This window comes from Mycobacterium sp. 1245111.1, from assembly GCF_001673405.1.
Lineage (GTDB): Bacteria > Actinomycetota > Actinomycetes > Mycobacteriales > Mycobacteriaceae > Mycobacterium.
Genome location: NZ_LZLV01000043.1, coordinates 25,551 through 43,988, shown reverse-complemented (window position 1 = coordinate 43,988; position 18,438 = coordinate 25,551). Strand labels below are relative to the sequence as shown.

The window sequence follows — 18,438 nt, the reverse complement described above, 5'->3', positions numbered from 1 at the left end:
CAGTTTTTGTCGCCGATTCGATCAACGCAGGCGGTCGGTGATATCGATCCAATCCCCCTTCGCACCACGATGATCGGTCATGTCGCGGCAGTGGCCGTAGATCCGTGCGACGCCGTGGGTCGAGGTGCCGGAGTCGGGATACAGATTGGCGTTGACGCCGTCCTTCGACAGGTTTCGGCCGAACAGGTGCTGGTTGGGCGGCGGACCCTCGCGCCAACCGCGGGCCACCATCGCGTCGGCGGCCGTGTGGAAGTACTGCTCCGGGTTCACGTCCGTCGGCAGTTGGAAGTCCAGATAGACCGCGCCCTGGTAGGGCGGATCGTCGCGGTTTTTGCACGACATCAACAGATAGGCGCCGGTGGGTTGACGGAGCCCCGCGATCGCCACGATGTCTCAGGCGTGCTCGACCATCTCGGTTTGTGTCTGGGCGTCGGTGGCCGCGGGTCCCGGGTGTTCGACCGCATTAGACGCCTTGGCATGCAGCCGATCGACGGCTAGGTAGGCACCCCCGACGATCAAGGCCGTCGACAAAATCACGAGCGTCAACGCCCGCGCTGCGGGTGAGCGCAGACTGGACGCGTTGTCGTCGTTCACAGCCGACCACGTACTGAGCTAGCCGCCGTGGTGGTCGTCAGCCCCCTAGAGCCGCGAGCAGCTCCTTGATCCGGGCCGCTTCGTCGTCGGTCGGGACTTCCTCGGCCTCGATGGCGTCGAGGAGTTCGGCGGTGAGGCCGACTCCGTTCGCGGTTTCCTGCGCCGACAGTTTCGCGCGCCGCCGGACGACGTAGAGCTGCTGACCCAACGTCGCGCCGGGAGCCTCGGCTGCCATCGCCATCAGGTCGTCGTAACGTGTCCGAACTCCGCTGAGCGACACGATGACTGACGGCGTGGCGCGACCGCGACTTGCGGCCTTGGTCAGCGCCGTCTGCAGCTTGCGCAGTCCGGACAGGATGACGTTGGCGCGGCCGGAGAATTCCGGATCGCTGGTGTCGGGCAGGGCGTCGATGGCGGCGGAGAACATTTGCATCGCCGCCTCGACCAAGCTGACGATGACGGGCGCTTCGCCGTCATCGGGTCCGCCGTCGTTCTTGGACCGCTTTGTGCTGTGGTAATCGTCGATGATGATCACTCCGTCTGAACAGTGATTTGAAGACTTCGAAACGCTAGCGCGGATCCATCGTCGAGACAAGGTTTGGGCTGGCAGACGCAATCGGCGGGTTACGCGCGCGCCGTTTCTGGTATTTGCCGCGCTGCCATTCGAGCCGCCATTCCGAATAGTGAACATACGCATTTCCACGCACCGGTCCCCCGCGAGCATGCTTGGATCAGCCCATGCAGGGTTCTGCGACAGTTCATATGGCGGCACCGCCTGACAAGATCTGGGACCTGATCACCGACGTCCACAGCATCGGCAGCTACTCCCCCGAAGTATTCGAAGCCGAATGGCTAGACGGCGCGACCGGGCCCGCGGTGGGTGCTCGATTCCGTGGTCACGTCAAGCGCAACGAGATCGGCCCGGTGTATTGGACCGTCTGCCGCGTCACCGCGTGCGAGCCCCTGCGCGAGTTCGGGTTCGAGGTCCTGGTGGGCGACCGGGCGGTCAACAATTGGCACTACGCCTTGGCGCCGGAAGGTGACGGCACCGATGTCACCGAGTCGTTTCGGATGACGTCCTCGCCGTTCGTCCACGTCTACTACTGGCTGTTCGGCGGATGGCTGCGGCAGCGACGCAACGTCCGCGACATGACCAAGACGTTGAACCGGATCAAGGATGTGGCGGAAGCATGAGCGGACAGTGGTCGCGCGAGGAAATCGATGAGGCTTTCCAACACCACAAGCAGGTCGTCGTCGAGATCGGTTCCAGTTGGGATTGGTCGCGGTTCGCCGACCAGTTCACCGAAGACGCAACGTATGTCGAGCACACCTACGGAACACTGCACGGCCGCGAGCAGATCCGTGACTGGATCGTCTCGACGATGAACGTGTTTCCAGGCAGCGAGATGCCGTTCTATCCGACGTCGTGGCACTCGATCGACGTCGACCGTGGGTGGGTGTTCTGTGAGTTCCTGAACCGGATGCGCGACCCCGGCGACGGCAGCATTCATCAGGCCGCCAACCTGTCGGTGATGAAGTACGCCGGCGACAACTTGTGGAGTTACGAGGAAGACGCCTACAACCCGATGAACTTCCTGCCGATGGTGCGGTCGTACGTGGAGCGGAGTCACGCGATGGGCACCGCCACCGACGACGCGCTGACCTTTGCGCGGAACATGAACTGGGAACTGGGCTGACGGCCGATCTCGAGGTGAGTCCGTAAGCTTTGGGCAGCACTGCGCAACGAAGTGGAGGCTCGAGCTGTGGCTATCGCGATGAAGCAGCGACTGCACTGGCTGGCGCTGCACGGTTTCGTTCGCGGTGGTTCCGCGATCGCCGCGCGTCGCGGCGACCTACAGGCCCGGCTGATCGCCGACCCGAGCGTCAAAGCCAACCCGGTCCCGTTCTACGAGGAAGTACGGGCCCGCGGCCCGCTGGCGCGGTCCAGCGTCGGGTACATCACCGCGGATCACGCGATCGGTCACGAATTGCTGCGGTCCGACGATTTCCGCGTGCTGTCGATCGGGTCGAATCTGCCTGCGCCACTGCGGTGGCTGGAATCGCGCACCCGCGACGATCTGTTGCATCCGCTCCTTCCGCCGTCACTGCTGGCGGTCGAACCGCCGGACCACACCCGCTACCGCAAGACGGTGTCATCGGTGTTCACCCATCGGGCCGTGGGTGCACTGCGGGACGGGGTCGAACAGACCGCGGGGGCGTTGCTCGACGAGTTGTCCCGCGAACCGGGTGTGGTCGACGTCGTCGACCGGTACTGCTCGCAGCTTCCCGTCGCGATTATCAGCGACATCCTGGGGGTGCCCGAAGGCGATCGGCAACGCATCCTCGAGTTCGGCGAACTCGCCGCTCCCAGCCTGGATTTCGGACTTCCCTGGCCGCAATACCGGCGCGTACAGCGCGGACTCGTCGGATTCAACTCGTGGCTGGACGCGCACCTGGACAAGCTGCGTCGCAGTCCCGGCGACGACCTGATGAGCCAGCTGATCCGCAAGGCCGAAAGTGGTTCACCGGAAACGTATCTCGATCGCGACGAGCTCAAGGCAGTCGCCGGTCTGGTGCTGGCTGCCGGATTCGAGACCACCGTGAACCTGCTGGGCAACGGGATTCGGATGTTGCTGGACAAACCTGAGCACCTCCGCGCGCTCAACCAGCGCCCCGAGCTGTGGCCCAATGCTGTGGAGGAAATCCTGCGGCTGGAATCGCCGGTTCAACTCACTGCGCGAGCTGCTTTGGACGACACCGAGATCGGAGGCCGTCGCGTCAATCAGGGCGAGCTGGTGTTGGTCTACGTCGCCGCGGCCAACCGCGACCCGGCCGTGTTCGCAGACCCCAACACCTTCGACATCGAACGCGACAACGCCGGCAGGCATTTGGCCTTCTCCGGTGGCAGGCACTTTTGCCTGGGCGCGGCATTGGCCCGCGCCGAAGGTGAAGTGGGCCTGCGATCGTTTTTCGATCGCTTCCCCGAGGTCCGCTCCGCAGGCCTCGGCAGTCGTCGTGACACCCGGGTTCTGCATGGCTGGTCTACCCTGCCGGTGGCGCTGGGCCCGGCCAGGTCGCTGGCTAACCGCTAGCCGCTCGATTTACCTCCGAAGTAGCACTCCAGCGTCATGGTGCAGACCAGCTCGCCGGTGCGGTTGAACATCGTGCCCTGGGCCAGCCCCCGGCCACCGATGCCGCTGGGTGAATGCTGTTCGTAAAGCACCCAATCCGACAGGTCCGGTGGGTGGTGGAACCACATCGCCAGATCCATCAGCGCCGAGAATCCTGGCCCCAGCGGAGTCGTGCGGCGGGCGATCATTGCCGACTCGAGCAGCGTGCGGCCCGCGACAAACGCGGTCAGGCAGTCGGCAACCACCGGATCGGTCGGGGCAATGCCGTTGGGGCGCCACCACATTCGGATGCCGGCCGGTGGCGGCTCGCTGATGTCGGCCGCGAGCCTGGCCGACGGATCGACGTAGCGGTAGTCGATGGGTTGTTCGCGTACCCACCAGCCATTTCGTTCGTCGGCGTGATCGCTGTGCTGGGCGGCGAACGTCGCAACCGAGTCGGGATCGGGTAGATCCGGTGGAAGTTGCTGGTAGACAGTGCTTTCGACAGTTCTGCTGAACGATGCGACGCCCTCCAGCAGCACCAAGCCGAACTGCCGGGCGGTCACTCGCCGGGCCGAGAACGTGCCACCGTCGTGCAGCGCGGTGACCTCGAAGTCCACCGGTTGCCTGGCGTCGCCCGCGCGTAGAAAGTACATGTGCATGCTGTGCGGTAGGCGGTCGGTGACGGTTCGGCCGGCCGCCATCAATGCCTGCGCGGCGATGTGCCCGCCCGAGATGTGATGCGCGATTTCGTCGATCTGGTTGCCGACGAAGAACTCCGCGTTCACCTGTTCGAGGTCAAGGGTGTCGAGGACGTCGCGAAGCGTGATGACGGGTGGCGGAGAGGTCACGCACGCATCATGCCGCTAAGCCAGGTAGCGGCCAAACCATTCCAGGGTTCGGCGCCAGGCGTCCTCGGCAGCGGCCGCGTTGTAGCGGGGTCCGCCGTCGTTGAAGAAAGCGTGGTCGGCGTCGGGTTCGATCACGATGTCGTGGATCAGTCCGGCGCGCTCGAGGGCGGCCCTGGCGGCCGGCTCCGAATCCGTCACGCGCTTGTCCAGAGCCCCGTAGAAGGCCAGCACCGCGGTGGCCTTGTCGCCGCTGAAGTCCGCGTTGTCGGGAAGCGGGCCGTAGAACGGCACCGCGGCCGACAGCCGCGCGTTGTGCGACGCCAGCAGTTGCCACACCAGGCCACCACCGAAGCAGAAGCCGACGACCGCGATTTTGCCGCCGGGAACACGGTTTTGCAGTTCCTGGATACCGGAGTTCAGGTCCGCGATAAACCGATCCGGGGAAGCGGCGGCGAGCGCGGCGGTGGCCTGGGCCGGGTCGCTGAATTGGCCGGTGCCGCCTTCTTCGGACAGCAGGTCGATCGCCAGCGCCGAGTAGCCCGCCCCGGCGAACCGCTCGGCCACCGAGTGGACCCAATCGGTCAGTCCTTTGTTCTCGTGGATGACCAGCACTCCCCGGCGGGCGTTGTGAGCCTGCGCCCAGGCGCCTTGCAGTTGTCCGCGGGGACCGGCCCAGGTGATCGGCTCGGTAGGCAGCGCCTGCTTGGCGCCCGGCGCTTCCACGCCTTCGGCCGAAGCCGAATGCAGTGGCCGGGCTTCGTGGTTGGTGCACGCCGCGATCAACGCGGCCGCCGCGCCGCTGCCCAACCCCAGCAGCGCCAACCGCCGCATCGCTTCGCGTCTGGTCAGCAATCCGTCGACGTGGTCGGTGGCGATCTCTTCGGCGATGTATTGCTGTAGTGAAGTCATCAGGCCGAGTATGCGCCACAAACGGTGGTTGTGTACGGATGACGCTGCCGCACTGGATCAGTCGACGTTGTCCGGATCGGCTACCGGCAGCAGCAGATGCGACGGTGTCGGCCCACCTTGGTGCAGCCGATAGCTGCCGCCGGCCAGGTTGCGGCGGGCCGGCGCGGTCGGCACCAGATGCGGAAAGTCGAACGTGGTCACCGTCAGACGCAGCCGGTGACCCGGCTCGAGCAGCGCGGCCGTCGGAAAGACCTCGATGTCGTAGCGGGTGAGTTCGCCGGGCACCACTGGTTTGACGGCTGATCGCGTGCTGATGTGATGCGGCTTGAGCACGGTGCGATCCGACAGGTACCAGGTGCGCTCCGGGTCCAGCGCGCGGTGCGAGCCCAGCAGCGCGCCCTGGGTGAGCGGGCGGGATGAGCCGTCGGGTGCGACGTCGTCGATGTGTGCGACGAACAGCGACTCGGTGGTGTCGGCCGTCGCGTTCAGGGTCAGCGTGATCGGCCCGGCGATCAACGTCGGCGATGCGAAGGCGTCGGTGGTGTAGGTGAGCGCGCCGCGTTGCACGCGCCGGTTGTCTTGGTCGTAGCGGGTGCTCCCACCACGCTGCGTGCGGATGAAGCTGGTCATTCCGAGCGTCCACTGCTCGACGCTACGGCCTGCCACCGGTCCGCGACCCACGTATTTGACTGTGGCCGTTGAGGTTTCCGCGGCGCAGTCCGCGGTCAGCCGCCCGCCATCGGAGAGATAGAACTTGGTCGGCGTGGCTGCGGCAAGCGGATACTCGCGGACGTGGAACCACCGCCGGCTACCGATGGCTTGAAAGGTCAGCGGCGCACCCACGATCTCCGCATCGGCGTCGTCGTTCAGCCAGTAGTCGAACCATCGCAGCTGTAGCGCTTGTAGATTGAGCCCGCCGTAGTTGGTGACGTGATACCAGGGGCCCATCATCAACCGCAGCTGCTCGGACACCGGCTGGCCGGGTTGCATCGGCTGCTCGTCGGGGCGCGCGGCGTACGCGTTCTGCAGCGCGGCGTAGTTGAGCGGCGCACCGCGCTGGAAGGCGTCATGCCAGCCGCCGACAAGGAAGACCGCGACGTTGTTCGCGACGATTTGCGGCAGCACCGTTGCGGGGCGCAGATCTTTCCAGAACTCTTCGTCGTATGCCGTCTCGCCGCCGGCCACCGCGTCGGCGATCAATGGCCGGAAATAGCTGCGTTGATCGCGGCCCCGCCTGCGCACACCGGCAACGCCGCCGGCTCGTGGCCGCGGATGCTTGCCGCGATTGATCACCTCGAGCATCGGGTTCACGACATTGAGGAGGTTGTAGACCCCGCCGTAAGCCCGGATCGTGCGCACGTGCGGCGCCCCGCCCATTGCCGCCGCATCGCGATAGAAGTCACGCGCGGCCATCACCGGGAAGATCGCCTTGAGCGGCGAATTCGGCCCCACGGCCGCCGCGGTGAACAGCTGGTTGATCGCCAGGTAGGACACCCCGAACATGCCCACGCGACCGTTGGCGTTGGGGAGCTTGGACACCCAGTCGACCAGCTCGACCCCGTCTTGCGCCTGTCGCTCGCCGAACATCTGGAAAGAGCCGTCGGAGACGCCGCAGCCGCGGACGTCGACCATCACCTCGATGTAGCCCCGCTTGACCAAGAATGGAGTCGGGCCACCGCCGATCTGGGCGGCCGGTGGCGGGGCCTTCTTGCCGTACGGCGTCATCGACATCAAGACGGGGAACGGTCCTGGCGCGGGCTGGCGGGTGTCGGGATCGGTCGGGTAATGAATGTCGACCCGCAACTGGACACCGTCGCTCATCGGCACCGCGACGTTGTGGTGAATGCCCACTCCGTACTGCGCCGCTCGCGGTGTCCAGTCCGGCGAGAAAGGTGATGGACTGGTTTCGCGGGCGCGCCTGCGTCGTGATCGCAGCGTTGACATCCCCACCTCCTCCGAGCGTTGCCTGGGCAGACTGTAAAGACGCGCCGACCCTTGCCCATCATGGGGGTTGCCTGTAAGCCTTAATCCATGTCGGTGGACGAAGCGGTGCTCGGTATGTGGAAAGCCTTATCGGCCCGCGACTGGGAGGGCGTCAAATCGTTTTTGTCCGCCGATTGCATCTACGTCGACATGCCGGTTGGGCCGATCGCGGCCGCCCGAGGCCCCGACGACATCGTCAAGCGCCTCAAGGTTGGCCTCGAGCCGCTCGCCGGCTATGAGAACCACGACGGGGTGCTGGTGTCCAACGGCGCCGACGTCATGTACGAGCACTCCGAGACCTGGAACTGGGCAAGCGGGGAAACCGCTGTGCTGCAATTTGTTTCGGTCCACCGCGTCGACGACGGCAAAGTGACGCTGTGGAAGGACTATTGGGACATGGGCGGGCTGACCAACCATGCCCCGCCGTCGTGGATGGAAGATCTCGCGAAAGCGGACATGAGCTGGATGTTCGATGCGACGGGAATGATCTGAGGCGACGATGTGCAGCTGCGAGAAGAGCGCCGGCCTAAAGAACGTCTCTAGGCTCGGCGCTCGACCCGCCCGGGGTGCGCAGTCTTCAGCACGGAAGCCGTTGCACCCTAATGGTTTAAGTTCCTGACTGGGGCCCCATCATCCCGGGCCCCATTGCTCCGGGCTTCATCTCGCCGGGCTTCATCATCTCGCCAGGCTTCATGTCGGCACAGCAATCCTTTGCGTCTCTTGTCATCGTCGCGTGCCCCATCTGCATGTGTGCGTGCTCGCTCCAATTCAAGAAGTAGCCCGAGAAGAACACCGCGCCGACGACGAAGAGACCGCCAGCCACGATGCCCACCCAGGCGAGCGCCTGGTTCAGACGGCTGGGACGGACCGTGTGGGTGTCGGTTGGATCGTCGGTCGGCTGGGCGACGTCGGTCGCATCTGCCATATGAAAACCTCCTGTGTTGGAATGAGCGACGCCCATGCTACCCCACCCAGGGTGGGGTGGGGTGGGCTAGACTGAGCTGAGAACGTTCCGGTGCGGGGTCTGGCCCGCGCCGCCGGAAGGGGAAGTGATGTCAGAGGAGCTAACCGCGAAGAAGCGCGCCGCGCTGAATCGACTCAAGACAGTGCGAGGCCATCTGGATGGCATCATTCGGATGCTGGAATCTGACGAGTACTGCGTGGATGTAATGAAGCAGATTTCGGCTGTGCAGTCGGCCTTGGAGCGGACAAATCGGGTGATGCTGCACAACCATCTGGAAACGTGCTTTTCCGCTGCGGTCATAGGCGGGCAGGGCGAGCAGGCAATTGCCGAACTTGTCGATGCCCTCAAGTTCAGTCCCGCATTGACCGGCCCCGACGCCTGCTTGAACGGCACCACGGCCGACGACGCCAGCGAAGCCGCGGTCAGCGGCAGCCCGCGCTAAATGCCCCTCTGCACAACGCTTCCGGGGTGAGCGCTTTTCTAGCTGTGTTTCAGAGAAAGCGCCGAGGTGGTTCGGGCGCTTCGACTGGGAGCCGGGGCCGTTTGAAAAAGCAGGTGGCGGTGAAGGGTTTGGCCTGGTCCATCGCGAAGTTGACCATCTCCCATCGTTGTTCCCCCAGCGCATTCGCTTTCCGCATCATGTCGTTCAGGGCATCATCACCCGTCGCAAGGAACCACTTGTACTCCCACTGCGGTCCATCAGCCTCGCCCATCTCGCCACCCTAGAACAGACGCGTGAAAGATCGCTGCCCTTATCAGAACGCCGAGAACAACTCCAGAAATGGCGTTAAGGCCGCGTCGAAACTGGTTCCGAAGGCACTGAAATCGGCCCCGACAGTGCCCAGCGATGCCGCGCTGTCTGCGGCGGCAGTGCCGATGCCGGGGTCGATGCTGGCGAAGTCGATGGTTCCACCATCGGCCATGGTGACAAAGGCGGCATTGAATTCGGCTGGGAGGGCTTGGAAGAGCTCAGCATTGAGGAAGCCGAAGGCCGCTTCGAGCCCGGTTATCTTGTCGGAGAATGTCTCCGTCGCGCTGAGGGGTAAGTCCCCGGCGGTTATGGCGTTCACCAACGTCTGGCTTGCTGCCACCAGGTCGGCCGAGGCGTTCGCAAGCTGCTGGTCGGCGTTGATGAGCTGAGAGCTGCTCTGCAACGCCTCGGAGAACGTGTCCTGCTGCGTCTGGATCTGCGAGATCAGTTCGTCCTGACTCTGGAAGCTCGATACCACTCCCGCGACCGACGGCAGTGACGAGGAATCGAGTCCCGCAAAGAGGGTGGCGGTCTGGGTCATGTCGCCCTCAGCTTGGACCACGAATTCGTCGATGGTGTCGGCGCGGGCGATCGAGGTTCCGATCATCGCGGCCGTCACGGCAGCGCCGCCCGCCAAACCCACACTGGCAATCCAGCGCGAGATACCACCAGTCATCGGGATCCCCCATCAATGTGCTGCACCCGGACATAGCGGGACATACGGCTGCCTGAGATTCGCCAACCATAAATTAGGGCCACACGCCGGCGGTCCGACATCCCGGATGTTCCAGCAAGTTCACAGCGAATGAGCTCCGCCTCCGCGGCGGGTTAGCCGCCGAGTTCGGCAAGAACCTTCAGGCGCTTGAGCGTATCGGCGACGATCCGATTGACCTGGCGGACCGCGACCCGGTCGGCGATGTAGCCCCACAGCCCGCCCGGAGCCTGATACGACAGCCGGAACGTCACCTTCGTCCGCGCATCCTTCGCATCGCGCAACCGAATTCGGCCACGGAGTGTCACCCCGGTGATGCCGACCCAGGCAATGTCGTGCCGGTCGGCGAATTCCACCACTTCGATCAGGCCGCCCACCGGCACGGAGCCGACCTTCCAATGGGCGTAGTACCGGGCACCGATACCCAGTGGTTGATCGTTGGCGCTGTCCCAGCGCTCGAGCCGGGTCATGAACGACGGATACCTGTCGGGATCGCTGACGATCTTCCAGACCACATCTCGGTCGACGTCGATGACGCAACTGCGGTCGACGCGCATCAGCCGATCACCGGGAAACGCCGTCGCGCTGCAAGGCGGTCGACAGCGCCCTGCAGGCTGGCCATCACCTTGTCATGGACGGCCTGGTCGTCGCCGTCGACATCGATCGGATGTTGAACCTCGATCGAGATCTTGGTGGGCAACGGGATGTGCCCGGCCAGGTCGCTGATGTTCAGGCCCCAGGGAAGTGCCAACGAGATCGGAATGCTCTTGAGCCGCAGCAGTTTATCGGCCATCAGCAGCTTGGCCAGCCCCTGCCCGCGGGAGAGGAACAACGCCGCCTCCTGGCCACCGACGCTGGCCACCGGCACGATCGGAACGCCGGCTTCGCGGGCCAGCTTCACATAGCCCATCCGGCCGCCGAAGTCGACTTTGTGCCGCTCCCACGAGGGGCGGAACACCTCGTAGTCCCCGCCTGGGTAGACCAGCAATGCCGCTCCGGATTCCAGGGCCATCCGCGCGTTGTCGGGGTTGGCCGCGACGGTGCCGAATTTACGCAGCCAGCCCAGCGGTGGCGCCGACACCACGAGGTTGTGCGCCAACTGGTAGAACGGCCGCTCGACACCGAAATACGAGCAGAACGCGAGCGTGAAGACGAAGGTGTCCGGCGGGACGTTGCCGCCGCTGTGGTTGCCGACGAGAAGTACCGGCCCCTCGGCCGGAATCCGGTCCAGATGCTGGACGTCGGCGCGGAAATACAGCGATGCCAGCAGCCACGTTCTGGGCAAGCTGTCGCGAATGTAGTCGGGGTCGCGTTGGTCGAGGTCAGCTTTGGGAACCCGCGAGGCGACTTCCTCGCGCACCCAATTCTTGAGATCGGCCAACATCGCCATAGGCGGGTCTGTACCCGCATTTGATCTGTGTCACACCTCGTTCAGCTGGTATATCCGCGCCGAGTTCTCACGGGCGATCAGGTCCACGACCCGTATCGCGTCCGCGAGGCTCCAGTCGCCGTCGTCGACAAAGCGGCTCAGCACCCGATGAATCCCGTTGCGCCACAGCTTGGTACCGAGATAGTGCAGCTCGGCCGGGCCGAAGCCGTCCGAGGAATAGACGATCTTGCGAAACGGGGCCAGCTCCAACAGTCGCGCGATGAACGCCGGTGCTCGTGCACCGAGATGGTTGATGCTCAGCCCGCCGTCGACATAGACGTTGTTGAACGCCTGGGCCAAATAGCCGGCCTCACGTTCGTAGGGATAGCAGTGCAGCAATACGATCGGCGTCTGGCCGGACTGACACAAAAAGTCCTGCAGGTACAGCGGATTGGCGTGGTTTAGGTCGCACTCGCGGTCGCCGAAGCCGACATGGAATTGCAGCGGCTTGCCCAGCTCGAGCGCCTGGTGCAACCCGAAGCGCAGTAGCACCCGATCGGTGAGCCGAATGCCGCCGCGGTCGCGCCACCGTGCGGCCGCCGCACTGACTTCGCTGGCCGACGGCTCACTCAGATCGCCCTCGAATCCGCCGCGATACGCCAGGATGGATTTGGTGCCGACGGCGGTCACGGCACGCTCTTGCAGGATTTGTTCGAACGCCCCTGCATAGTCACCCGGGGAAGCTGCGGCCTGCTCGGCCAGCTGTTCGAGTCGAATGACTTCGTGGGCGCGGTGTCCGGACCACTCGGCGATCTGCGCGACGTCGGCGACGCCATCGGCGTAGCCGGTGTCGACCAGCCAGTCGGTGACGCCGGCGGCGGGCAGGAAGATTCGGGCCAACTCCCCTTCCGAGAGCTCATGGCGGTGTCGCCAATAGTCTTGCGGCTCAGCATGCTTGGGCAGACCGAGCAGCGGCGCGCAGTGGGCGCGGATGGCGAAGCCGAGTTGCGTGTCGAACCCGGAGTCAAAGTCGGCAAGCGGGTCGGTGTTGGCCTCGTTGAGGGCGTTCTCGAACCGCCGCCTGTCCCCCGGCGTCAGCCAGCAGCCATGCACGTGCTGGTCGATCAGTTCCACCTCGGCGATGTACTCGTACAGAGCGGTCATAGGCTCCAGGCCATCCGAAATTTGTCGGCCAGTTGCTCGCGATTGAGATGGGCGTAGTGATCGTGCTCGAAACGTCGGACTGCGACCGTGGCATCGACAACAGGATCGCCCAGAATTCCGCGCAGTCGTTGCGACTTGTCCAGTGCGGCAATGCTATGCGCCTGCGACGTGGACAACAGCTCGATCCCAGCCCGACCGCGGTCTGCGGCGCTCAGCGCCGCCGGGTCGACGTTGACCTCCGACGGCAATTGCGCGTTGTCGGCGATGCCGTCCAGCGCCAAGCCCAGAATCGTGGCCGTCGCGAGGTACGGATTCGCCGACGGGTCGACGGCTTTCACCTCGACATTGCCGCCGTACGGGTTGGCGGGGCCGTCGGCGACGAATCGCACCGCCGCTTCGCGGTTCTCGGTGCCCCAGCAGATGTACGTTCCCGCCCAATTGCCGGGATGCAGCCGCAATCCGGACACGATGGAACCGCAGAGCATCCCCTGAGCCTCGGGTAGTCCACGCAGCACCCCCGCGATGGCACGTTCACCGTCGCTCGTCATCCCGTGGGCGCCCGCACCGCCCGCGAAGACCGAACCGGCAGTATTGGTCAGCGAGAAATGTTGGTGGGCACCGCATCCGGCGTCGCCGACGAATGGCGCCGGGGAAAGGCTGACCCGCATACCGTAGCGACGCGCGATCCTGCCGACGATTATTCGCGTCAGCACCATTTGGTCTACCGACGCGACCGGTGACTGCGGAGTGAGAGAAAGCTCGAACTGATTCGTCCCGTATTCGGGATGGAACTGTTCGATCGCGATGCCGGACAACGACGTTGCCGCGATCACCTCACGGACGAAAGCCTCGTGTTCGAGTATGCCGGCCAGTCCGTACTGTGCCCACACCGTCGGCGCGAGTCGATGGCCATCCGGCTGAACGAGCAGGAACTCGATCTCGTGACCGACCAACGCTTCCATCCCGGACTCGGTGAGCGCCGCCTCGATGCGTTGCAATGCCGCGCGGCTGCACTCCGGCACCGGCGTGCCGTCCTGCTCGAAAAACGATCCGGGTGCCCACGCCAGCCCATCGCCGAGAATCCGTAGAGCCGACAAGTCAATTCGGACCCGCTGATCGCCGACAACGCCGACGTGATCGGTGAACGCGATGCCGGCGTGGTCGATCGCGAAGGCGTGCCACACCGGGCTGGCGCCCAGCCCGGGATCGGCGAAGGCGTTGGTCCGCCGTATTGGTACGGTCTTGGCCTGGGTGAGACCGGCCGGGTTGATCACCGTGCCGATGATCGCGTTCACTCCTTCGGCCTCGAGTTTGGCGATGGCCGCGGCGGCGAGCGGGGTGGTCGTCATCTGCCGGGAGACGGAAGTTGGCCCCGGGCTACCGAACTCGCTGCGTCATACCCGGCTGGGCAGGGTCAGCTTGCAGGACTGGGCGATGTCCAGGGTGCGCAGCACGCGTCCCATTCCCACCCACAGCGCGCAGGACAGCGCCAGGTCGGCGAGCAATTCCTCGGAGAAGTGCTGGCTGCAACGGGCCCAGAAATCCTCGTCGTCGCGCAGCACCGTGTGCTCGGTGGCGAAGCGGTAGGCGAACTCGGCGGCGAGGCGCTCCTGGTCGCTGTACCCGGGCCAGGTGCGCCACTGGTCGGCGTGTGCGTACAGGTCCTCGTCGACACCGTTGGCGATCCCGTCGCCGTCGCGGGTGTTGACGCATATTTCGCATTCATTGCTGTGCGCGATGACCATCCGGGCCAGTTCCCGCGTTCGCATCGGCAATCGGCTGCGGTTGTAGACCGCATCGCTGAATGCCCCGATTGCGCCGCCCAGTTCCGGAGACTTCATGATCCAGCCGGCGAGGTCGTCATCAGCGAATGTTCCGATTCGGCTCATGGCGAGATGGTACGCCTTCCGCTCTTGTGTCCCGCAACCCCGAAACCCGTTAAAGCGCGCCGTCGGGCCGTTGCGTAATCGACCATTCTGGTCGCGTCGATAAAAAATGACGGCACCTTTCCGACACCTTAACGTCGGATATACGTCGAACTTCATTTGCTTTCTAGACATGTAGGAAATGGTGGCCCGCACGACTCGGATAAAGCCCTGCACATCGCGGCACTAATGCCCGGCCCCCGGGGAGCGTGTCAGCCGAAATCTATTGCACGGCAATATAATCCGGATGAACTGCGACGACGGCCCGGGCCGGTGTCCCCTCCGCGGCCGACGACCGTTTCGCCCCGGGATTTCCCTGAATGCAACCTAAACGGCGGCTAATAGAAACTCAGGCGCACCCAAAAGTTATATTCTTGCCCACCATCTTCTGAGATAGGGTCGGGCAATCGGCGATCCGTCCGAGACGCCGGACTTGGGCTGCAAACCCAATGCACATCCACCTCGACACATACCCGGATTGGACACTCGCACATGAGTCGCAACGCTCGCCGCATCGCGGTAAGCCTTGGCACCGCCGCCGGTGCCGCCCTTATCGCCGCGTCGTTCAGCATCGGCAACGCGCCCGTGGCCGGCGCCGACGTCCTCGGTGCCGATGCGGTCAGCGACTTGATCGCGGCATCCGCCGCGGAAGCGCTTCCCGCGGCGGGCGTCTCCAACACAATGGCGCTCAGCTACTTGATCGAGGCATTCGACCCGAACTCGTTCACCGCCGCAGGCAACCCCCAGGACTTGCTTGGCCTTGTCGGTTATTACGCCGACACCTACTTCTTGGGGCCCACCGGCCTTGACGCCGAGCTCGCCCCGCTGGTTCAGGAATTGGTGGGGACGGTTTCGTCCGGAACCCCCGGGACGTACACACCGGCGATCAGCGATTTGGTCGCGGCACTCGACCCGCAGGCGTTTACCGGGGGTGTCGCAGGCGTCGCACCGACGGACGAGTTCGGCGAATTGGCGTACCTCACCGACACCTATCTGTTCGGGCCCTTCGGCATTGACAACCTGATCGCTCCATTCGTTCAAGAGATCATCGCTGGGTTGCCATCCGGCGCGGCAAGCGTCGATGTGGCTCCGGTCGCCGACTTGCTCGCGGCCCTGGACCCCGGCGCGTTTGGCGCGGGCACTGCTGACCTGACGGCCCCGGCCATCGACGGCTTGCTGAATTCGGGCCTGTCCCTGTTCTGAGAACGGCGCTGACTATCCGGCCGGCGAGGTCGACAGGTCCGGCCGGCTAAATGGTTGCTCCCCGTCCCAGCCCGCTTGTGCGACGATCCGGTGCGTGATCCGGTTGAGCGCGGCTTCGACTTGCGCCCGGTCGGCTCGGCCCTGGAAATCCGGTGAGCGAGTGAGCTTGTCGACGACCCATCCCTGCAGCAGCGATGAGACGAAGTCGACCTCGCGGGCACCGGCCGGGGTGAGCCAAAACCGGTCGACATCACGTTGCGCGTAACCTCCGCGGACCAGCCGGTCGAAGGTCGGCTCGAGCACCTCGTACGGGATCCCGAACTGGTCACCGATATCGGTGATCCGGGCAATACCCAGGGCCCGCTGATAGCGGTTGATCCGCAGCAACGCCCACAATTCGGCGACGTCGAGGCGGCAGTCCGGCCGCATGGCGATGCTGCGCAACCGCATACCGGGTTCGCCCCGCATGAGACGCCCGATCGCGGTTTCCAACATCTCGTCGGGCGTCTGCGTGGTCGGCATCGCGAACCCGTCGCCGAGATCGGCCGCGTTTTGCCCGATGTCGCGCAGCGGCACCTCGCGCAGGAACAGCGCGAGTATGAACCCGACGAGCGCGACCGGGACCGCCCAGAGGAAGACTTGGGTGAGCGACGCCGCGTAGGCCGCCACGATCGGCGCAGCCTGCGTGTGCGGCAGGCGATGGAGCGCTTCGGGTGAACTCGCCGCCGTCGGCGGGGCGCCGGACGCCGCCAGCGCCGGACCGATCCGGCCGTGCAGGAAGTTGGTGAACAGCGAGCCGAAGATCGCCGCACCGAACGAGCTGCCGATCGTGCGGAAGAACGTCACCCCGGAGGTGGCGACACCGAGGTCTTCGAAACTTGAGGTGTTCTGCACGATAAGCACCAGCACCTGCATGCAGGACCCGATACCGGCGCCGAGGATGAACAGGTAAACCGATTGCAGCAGTGCCGAAGTGGACGGGTCCATCCGTGACATCAGCCCGAAGGCCAGCGCCATCACCGCCGTTCCGGCAACCGGAAATAGCTTGTAGCGACCGGTCCGGCCGACCACCACACCGCTGCCCATCGAGGTGGACAGCATCCCCACAACCATCGGCAGTGTGCGCAACCCCGATGTCGTCGCCGAGACCCCGTCGACGAACTGCATGTACGTGGGCAGGAACGTCAGCGCACCCAACATGGCGAACCCGACCACGAATGACAGCACGCAGCAGACCGTGAACACCGGATTGGCGAACAGCCGGATCGGCAGGATGGGCGCGGATTCCGGCCCAGACGAACGACTTTCGACCCAGACGAAAATGCCCAGCGCCGTCGCGGAGGCGGCGAACAGACCGACGATCGTCGGCGAACTCCATGGATAGGTGGTGCCACCCCAGCTGGTGGCCAGCGTGAGACCGGTCGCTCCGAGCCCGACGAACAGAATGCCGGCGTAATCGACGACCGGTTTCCCACGCGTGGCTAGTGACGGAATCGCGGCGGCGGCAACGAAAAAGACGACGATCGAGATGGGGACATTGATCCAGAACGCCCATCGCCAGGTCAGGTGATCGGTGAAATAGCCACCGAGCAGTGGGCCGACCACCGTGGTCACGCCGAACACCGCGCCCAACGCGCCCTGGTAGCGGCCACGATCCCGCAGCGGAATGACCTCGCCGATCAGCGCGGTGGCGGTGACCGTGATGGCCCCGCCGCCGATGCCCTGCAGCGCCCGGGCGCCCACCAGCATCGCCATGGATTGGGACAGTCCGCACAGCACCGACCCGAGCACGAAGAACGTCACCGCGGCTTGGAAAACCACCTTGCGGCCGACCAGATCACCAAGCCGGCCGACCAGCGCGGTGATGATCGTCGAGGCGAGCAGATAGCTGGTGACGACCCACGATTGATGGCCCGCCCCACCCAGATCCGCGACGATCGTGGGCAGTGCGGTGGCGACGATGGTCTGGTCCAGCGCCGCCATCAGCATGCCCAGCACGATCGCCAGGAAGACGAAATTGCGACGCTGGGGGTTGACCAGTGGGCCGCTGGTATCGGGGTCTGCCGTCGCCTGCGCTCTCGTCATACGCAGCAGCTATACCCGTCAGTCTCCGGCTTGACCCGTCGTCGGCGGACGCGAGACGCACTGAGCCGAATACAGCTCCTCGCCGAGCTTGTCCATCAGCTGCAGCTGGGTCTCCAGGTAATCGACGTGGTTTTCCTCGTCGGCGATGATGCCTTCGAGCAGGAAGGCGCTGGTCGAGTCCTGCTTCTCGCGGCACATGATGACGCCGGGCTTGAGGCGGTTGAGCACCTCGTACTCGATCGCCAGGTCGGCTTCGAACTGTTCGCGCAGGGTCTGGCCGATGCGCAGCGAGAAGAGGCGCTGGTAGTTCGGCAGCCCGTCCAGCAGCAGGATCCGGTCGGTGATCGCCTCGGCGTGGCGCATCTCGTCGAACGATTCGGCGCGGGTGTGGCCGGCCAGCTCGGTGAATCCCCAATTCTCTTGCATTTTAGAGTGCAGAAAATACTGATTGATTGCGGTGAGCTCGCTGGTCAATTGCTCATTGAGTAGACGTAAAACCTCGGGGTCGCCTTGCACCATTACTCCTCGTCTAGATCGCCGCAGCGCATGTCGGAGTCACGCTACCGCAGGTCAAAACCCTTGTCACCGAAGGTAATACTCACTTCGGACAGCATTCCCTAACTAAGCCAAACCATTGCTGACGGCGATTTCGGCCGGTGCCCACAAATCCGCCGGAGCATGCCCGGCACAGATGTCTGCGCCCGATCGAATCGATTTCCCGGGCATCAGACATACGGATTGGCTCGGGCAACCCGGACTCGACGCCCCCACGGCCCGAAGTTAGGTTAGCCTTTACGAACCTAGTTAGGTTAGACTCG

The 18,438-nt window shown here is 64.7% G+C and carries 22 protein-coding genes; 6 read left to right on the top strand and 16 right to left on the bottom strand.

What is annotated here, in order from left to right:
• Positions 1-21: 21 nt before the first annotated feature.
• The 3 genes from A5658_RS08605 to A5658_RS08600 are packed head-to-tail and all read right to left on the bottom strand — an operon-like array spanning position 22 to position 1,027.
• On the bottom strand, positions 22-387 hold the full coding sequence (locus A5658_RS08605; protein ID WP_082993030.1) for a hypothetical protein: 366 nt from the start codon (positions 385-387) through the stop codon (positions 22-24).
• 6 nt (positions 388-393) lie between these two features.
• On the bottom strand, positions 394-594 hold the full coding sequence (locus A5658_RS27445; protein WP_082993029.1) for a hypothetical protein: 201 nt from the start codon (positions 592-594) through the stop codon (positions 394-396).
• A 37-nt stretch (positions 595-631) separates the two neighbouring features.
• Positions 632-1,027: a hypothetical protein gene (locus tag A5658_RS08600; protein ID WP_369830498.1), complete on the bottom strand. Its 396-nt coding sequence runs from the start codon at positions 1,025-1,027 to the stop codon at positions 632-634.
• 305 nt (positions 1,028-1,332) lie between these two features.
• Between A5658_RS08600 and A5658_RS08595 the strand changes: the two genes are divergently transcribed.
• The 3 genes from A5658_RS08595 (at position 1,333) to A5658_RS08585 (ending at position 3,686) form a co-directional block, all read left to right on the top strand.
• Entirely contained in the window at positions 1,333-1,788 is a 456-nt protein-coding gene (locus A5658_RS08595; RefSeq protein ID WP_067333071.1) for an SRPBCC family protein, read from the top strand.
• A complete protein-coding gene (locus tag A5658_RS08590; RefSeq protein ID WP_067333070.1) occupies positions 1,785-2,291 on the top strand; it encodes a nuclear transport factor 2 family protein in 507 nt (168 codons plus the stop codon). The genes A5658_RS08595 and A5658_RS08590 overlap by 4 nt, the downstream gene beginning before the upstream one ends.
• Positions 2,292-2,369: 78 nt before the next feature.
• A complete protein-coding gene (locus tag A5658_RS08585) occupies positions 2,370-3,686 on the top strand; it encodes a cytochrome P450 (protein ID WP_067333069.1) in 1,317 nt (438 codons plus the stop codon).
• Here A5658_RS08585 and A5658_RS08580 read toward each other — a convergent pair.
• From A5658_RS08580 to A5658_RS08570, 3 genes are read right to left on the bottom strand one after another with little or no spacing between them, the layout of a single operon-like run.
• A complete protein-coding gene (locus A5658_RS08580; RefSeq protein WP_067333068.1) occupies positions 3,683-4,555 on the bottom strand; it encodes an acyl-CoA thioesterase II in 873 nt (290 codons plus the stop codon). The two genes, A5658_RS08585 and A5658_RS08580, sit on opposite strands and share 4 nt — an antisense overlap.
• A 15-nt stretch (positions 4,556-4,570) precedes the next feature.
• Positions 4,571-5,464, bottom strand: a complete 894-nt coding sequence (locus A5658_RS08575) for a dienelactone hydrolase family protein (RefSeq protein ID WP_067333067.1) — start codon at positions 5,462-5,464, stop codon at positions 4,571-4,573.
• Positions 5,465-5,521: 57 nt separating this feature from the next.
• Positions 5,522-7,315: a CocE/NonD family hydrolase gene (locus A5658_RS08570; protein WP_067333066.1), complete on the bottom strand. Its 1,794-nt coding sequence runs from the start codon at positions 7,313-7,315 to the stop codon at positions 5,522-5,524.
• 180 nt (positions 7,316-7,495) lie between these two features.
• Here A5658_RS08570 and A5658_RS08565 point away from each other — a divergent pair, with 180 nt between their 5' ends.
• Positions 7,496-7,939, top strand: coding sequence for a nuclear transport factor 2 family protein (locus A5658_RS08565; protein WP_067333065.1), 444 nt, complete (start codon positions 7,496-7,498; stop codon positions 7,937-7,939).
• 115 nt (positions 7,940-8,054) lie between these two features.
• Here the strand turns inward: A5658_RS08565 and A5658_RS08560 are convergent, their stop codons facing one another.
• A complete protein-coding gene (locus A5658_RS08560; RefSeq protein ID WP_067333064.1) occupies positions 8,055-8,372 on the bottom strand; it encodes a hypothetical protein in 318 nt (105 codons plus the stop codon).
• 127 nt (positions 8,373-8,499) lie between these two features.
• Between A5658_RS08560 and csoR the strand changes: the two genes are divergently transcribed.
• Positions 8,500-8,853 carry a copper-sensing transcriptional repressor CsoR gene (gene csoR / locus A5658_RS08555; RefSeq protein WP_067333098.1) on the top strand — a complete coding sequence of 118 codons (354 nt, stop codon included), beginning with the start codon at positions 8,500-8,502 and terminating at the stop codon, positions 8,851-8,853.
• Positions 8,854-8,902: 49 nt separating this feature from the next.
• Here csoR and A5658_RS08550 read toward each other — a convergent pair whose 3' ends face one another.
• The 7 genes from A5658_RS08550 to A5658_RS08520 form a co-directional block, all read right to left on the bottom strand.
• Entirely contained in the window at positions 8,903-9,124 is a 222-nt protein-coding gene (locus A5658_RS08550) for a hypothetical protein (RefSeq protein WP_067333063.1), read from the bottom strand.
• Between the two features lie 42 nt (positions 9,125-9,166).
• Entirely contained in the window at positions 9,167-9,838 is a 672-nt protein-coding gene (locus tag A5658_RS08545) for a hypothetical protein (RefSeq protein ID WP_067333062.1), read from the bottom strand.
• A gap of 152 nt (positions 9,839-9,990) precedes the next feature.
• On the bottom strand, positions 9,991-10,431 hold the full coding sequence (locus tag A5658_RS08540; protein WP_067333061.1) for an SRPBCC family protein: 441 nt from the start codon (positions 10,429-10,431) through the stop codon (positions 9,991-9,993).
• Positions 10,431-11,264, bottom strand: a complete 834-nt coding sequence (locus A5658_RS08535) for a lysophospholipid acyltransferase family protein (protein ID WP_067333060.1) — start codon at positions 11,262-11,264, stop codon at positions 10,431-10,433. Before A5658_RS08535 ends, A5658_RS08540 begins: the two co-directional genes overlap by 1 nt.
• Positions 11,265-11,294: 30 nt before the next feature.
• Complete coding sequence (locus A5658_RS08530; protein ID WP_067333059.1) at positions 11,295-12,407, bottom strand: amidohydrolase family protein; 1,113 nt, start codon at positions 12,405-12,407, stop codon at positions 11,295-11,297.
• Positions 12,404-13,756 (bottom strand): glutamine synthetase family protein, encoded by a 1,353-nt coding sequence (locus A5658_RS08525; protein WP_067333058.1) that lies wholly within the window; start codon positions 13,754-13,756, stop codon positions 12,404-12,406. The genes A5658_RS08530 and A5658_RS08525 overlap by 4 nt, the downstream gene beginning before the upstream one ends.
• Positions 13,757-13,801: 45 nt before the next feature.
• Positions 13,802-14,296 carry a carboxymuconolactone decarboxylase family protein gene (locus A5658_RS08520; protein WP_067333057.1) on the bottom strand — a complete coding sequence of 165 codons (495 nt, stop codon included), beginning with the start codon at positions 14,294-14,296 and terminating at the stop codon, positions 13,802-13,804.
• A gap of 528 nt (positions 14,297-14,824) precedes the next feature.
• Between A5658_RS08520 and A5658_RS08515 the strand changes: the two genes are divergently transcribed.
• Entirely contained in the window at positions 14,825-15,535 is a 711-nt protein-coding gene (locus A5658_RS08515; RefSeq protein WP_067333056.1) for a hypothetical protein, read from the top strand.
• A gap of 12 nt (positions 15,536-15,547) precedes the next feature.
• Here A5658_RS08515 and A5658_RS08510 read toward each other — a convergent pair whose 3' ends face one another.
• Positions 15,548-17,620 carry an MDR family MFS transporter gene (locus tag A5658_RS08510; RefSeq protein WP_067333055.1) on the bottom strand — a complete coding sequence of 691 codons (2,073 nt, stop codon included), beginning with the start codon at positions 17,618-17,620 and terminating at the stop codon, positions 15,548-15,550.
• 18 nt (positions 17,621-17,638) lie between these two features.
• Entirely contained in the window at positions 17,639-18,136 is a 498-nt protein-coding gene (bfr, locus tag A5658_RS08505; RefSeq protein WP_067333097.1) for a bacterioferritin, read from the bottom strand.
• Positions 18,137-18,438 lie beyond the last annotated feature (302 nt).

Coding starts and splice junctions, on each gene's coding strand:
- A5658_RS08510 (WP_067333055.1), bottom strand. CDS start 17,620: ATGACGAGAGCGCAGGCGACGGCAGACCCCGATACCAGCGGCCCACTG.
- A5658_RS08585 (WP_067333069.1), top strand. CDS start 2,370: ATGAAGCAGCGACTGCACTGGCTGGCGCTGCACGGTTTCGTTCGCGGT.
- A5658_RS08545 (WP_067333062.1), bottom strand. CDS start 9,838: ATGACTGGTGGTATCTCGCGCTGGATTGCCAGTGTGGGTTTGGCGGGC.
- csoR (WP_067333098.1), top strand. CDS start 8,500: ATGTCAGAGGAGCTAACCGCGAAGAAGCGCGCCGCGCTGAATCGACTC.
- A5658_RS08525 (WP_067333058.1), bottom strand. CDS start 13,756: ATGACGACCACCCCGCTCGCCGCCGCGGCCATCGCCAAACTCGAGGCC.
- A5658_RS08515 (WP_067333056.1), top strand. CDS start 14,825: ATGAGTCGCAACGCTCGCCGCATCGCGGTAAGCCTTGGCACCGCCGCC.
- A5658_RS08595 (WP_067333071.1), top strand. CDS start 1,333: ATGCAGGGTTCTGCGACAGTTCATATGGCGGCACCGCCTGACAAGATC.
- A5658_RS08565 (WP_067333065.1), top strand. CDS start 7,496: ATGTCGGTGGACGAAGCGGTGCTCGGTATGTGGAAAGCCTTATCGGCC.
- A5658_RS08600 (WP_369830498.1), bottom strand. CDS start 1,027: ATGCAAATGTTCTCCGCCGCCATCGACGCCCTGCCCGACACCAGCGAT.
- A5658_RS08550 (WP_067333063.1), bottom strand. CDS start 9,124: ATGGGCGAGGCTGATGGACCGCAGTGGGAGTACAAGTGGTTCCTTGCG.
- A5658_RS08575 (WP_067333067.1), bottom strand. CDS start 5,464: ATGACTTCACTACAGCAATACATCGCCGAAGAGATCGCCACCGACCAC.
- A5658_RS08540 (WP_067333061.1), bottom strand. CDS start 10,431: ATGCGCGTCGACCGCAGTTGCGTCATCGACGTCGACCGAGATGTGGTC.
- A5658_RS08590 (WP_067333070.1), top strand. CDS start 1,785: ATGAGCGGACAGTGGTCGCGCGAGGAAATCGATGAGGCTTTCCAACAC.
- A5658_RS08560 (WP_067333064.1), bottom strand. CDS start 8,372: ATGGCAGATGCGACCGACGTCGCCCAGCCGACCGACGATCCAACCGAC.
- A5658_RS08520 (WP_067333057.1), bottom strand. CDS start 14,296: ATGAGCCGAATCGGAACATTCGCTGATGACGACCTCGCCGGCTGGATC.
- A5658_RS08535 (WP_067333060.1), bottom strand. CDS start 11,264: ATGGCGATGTTGGCCGATCTCAAGAATTGGGTGCGCGAGGAAGTCGCC.
- A5658_RS08530 (WP_067333059.1), bottom strand. CDS start 12,407: ATGACCGCTCTGTACGAGTACATCGCCGAGGTGGAACTGATCGACCAG.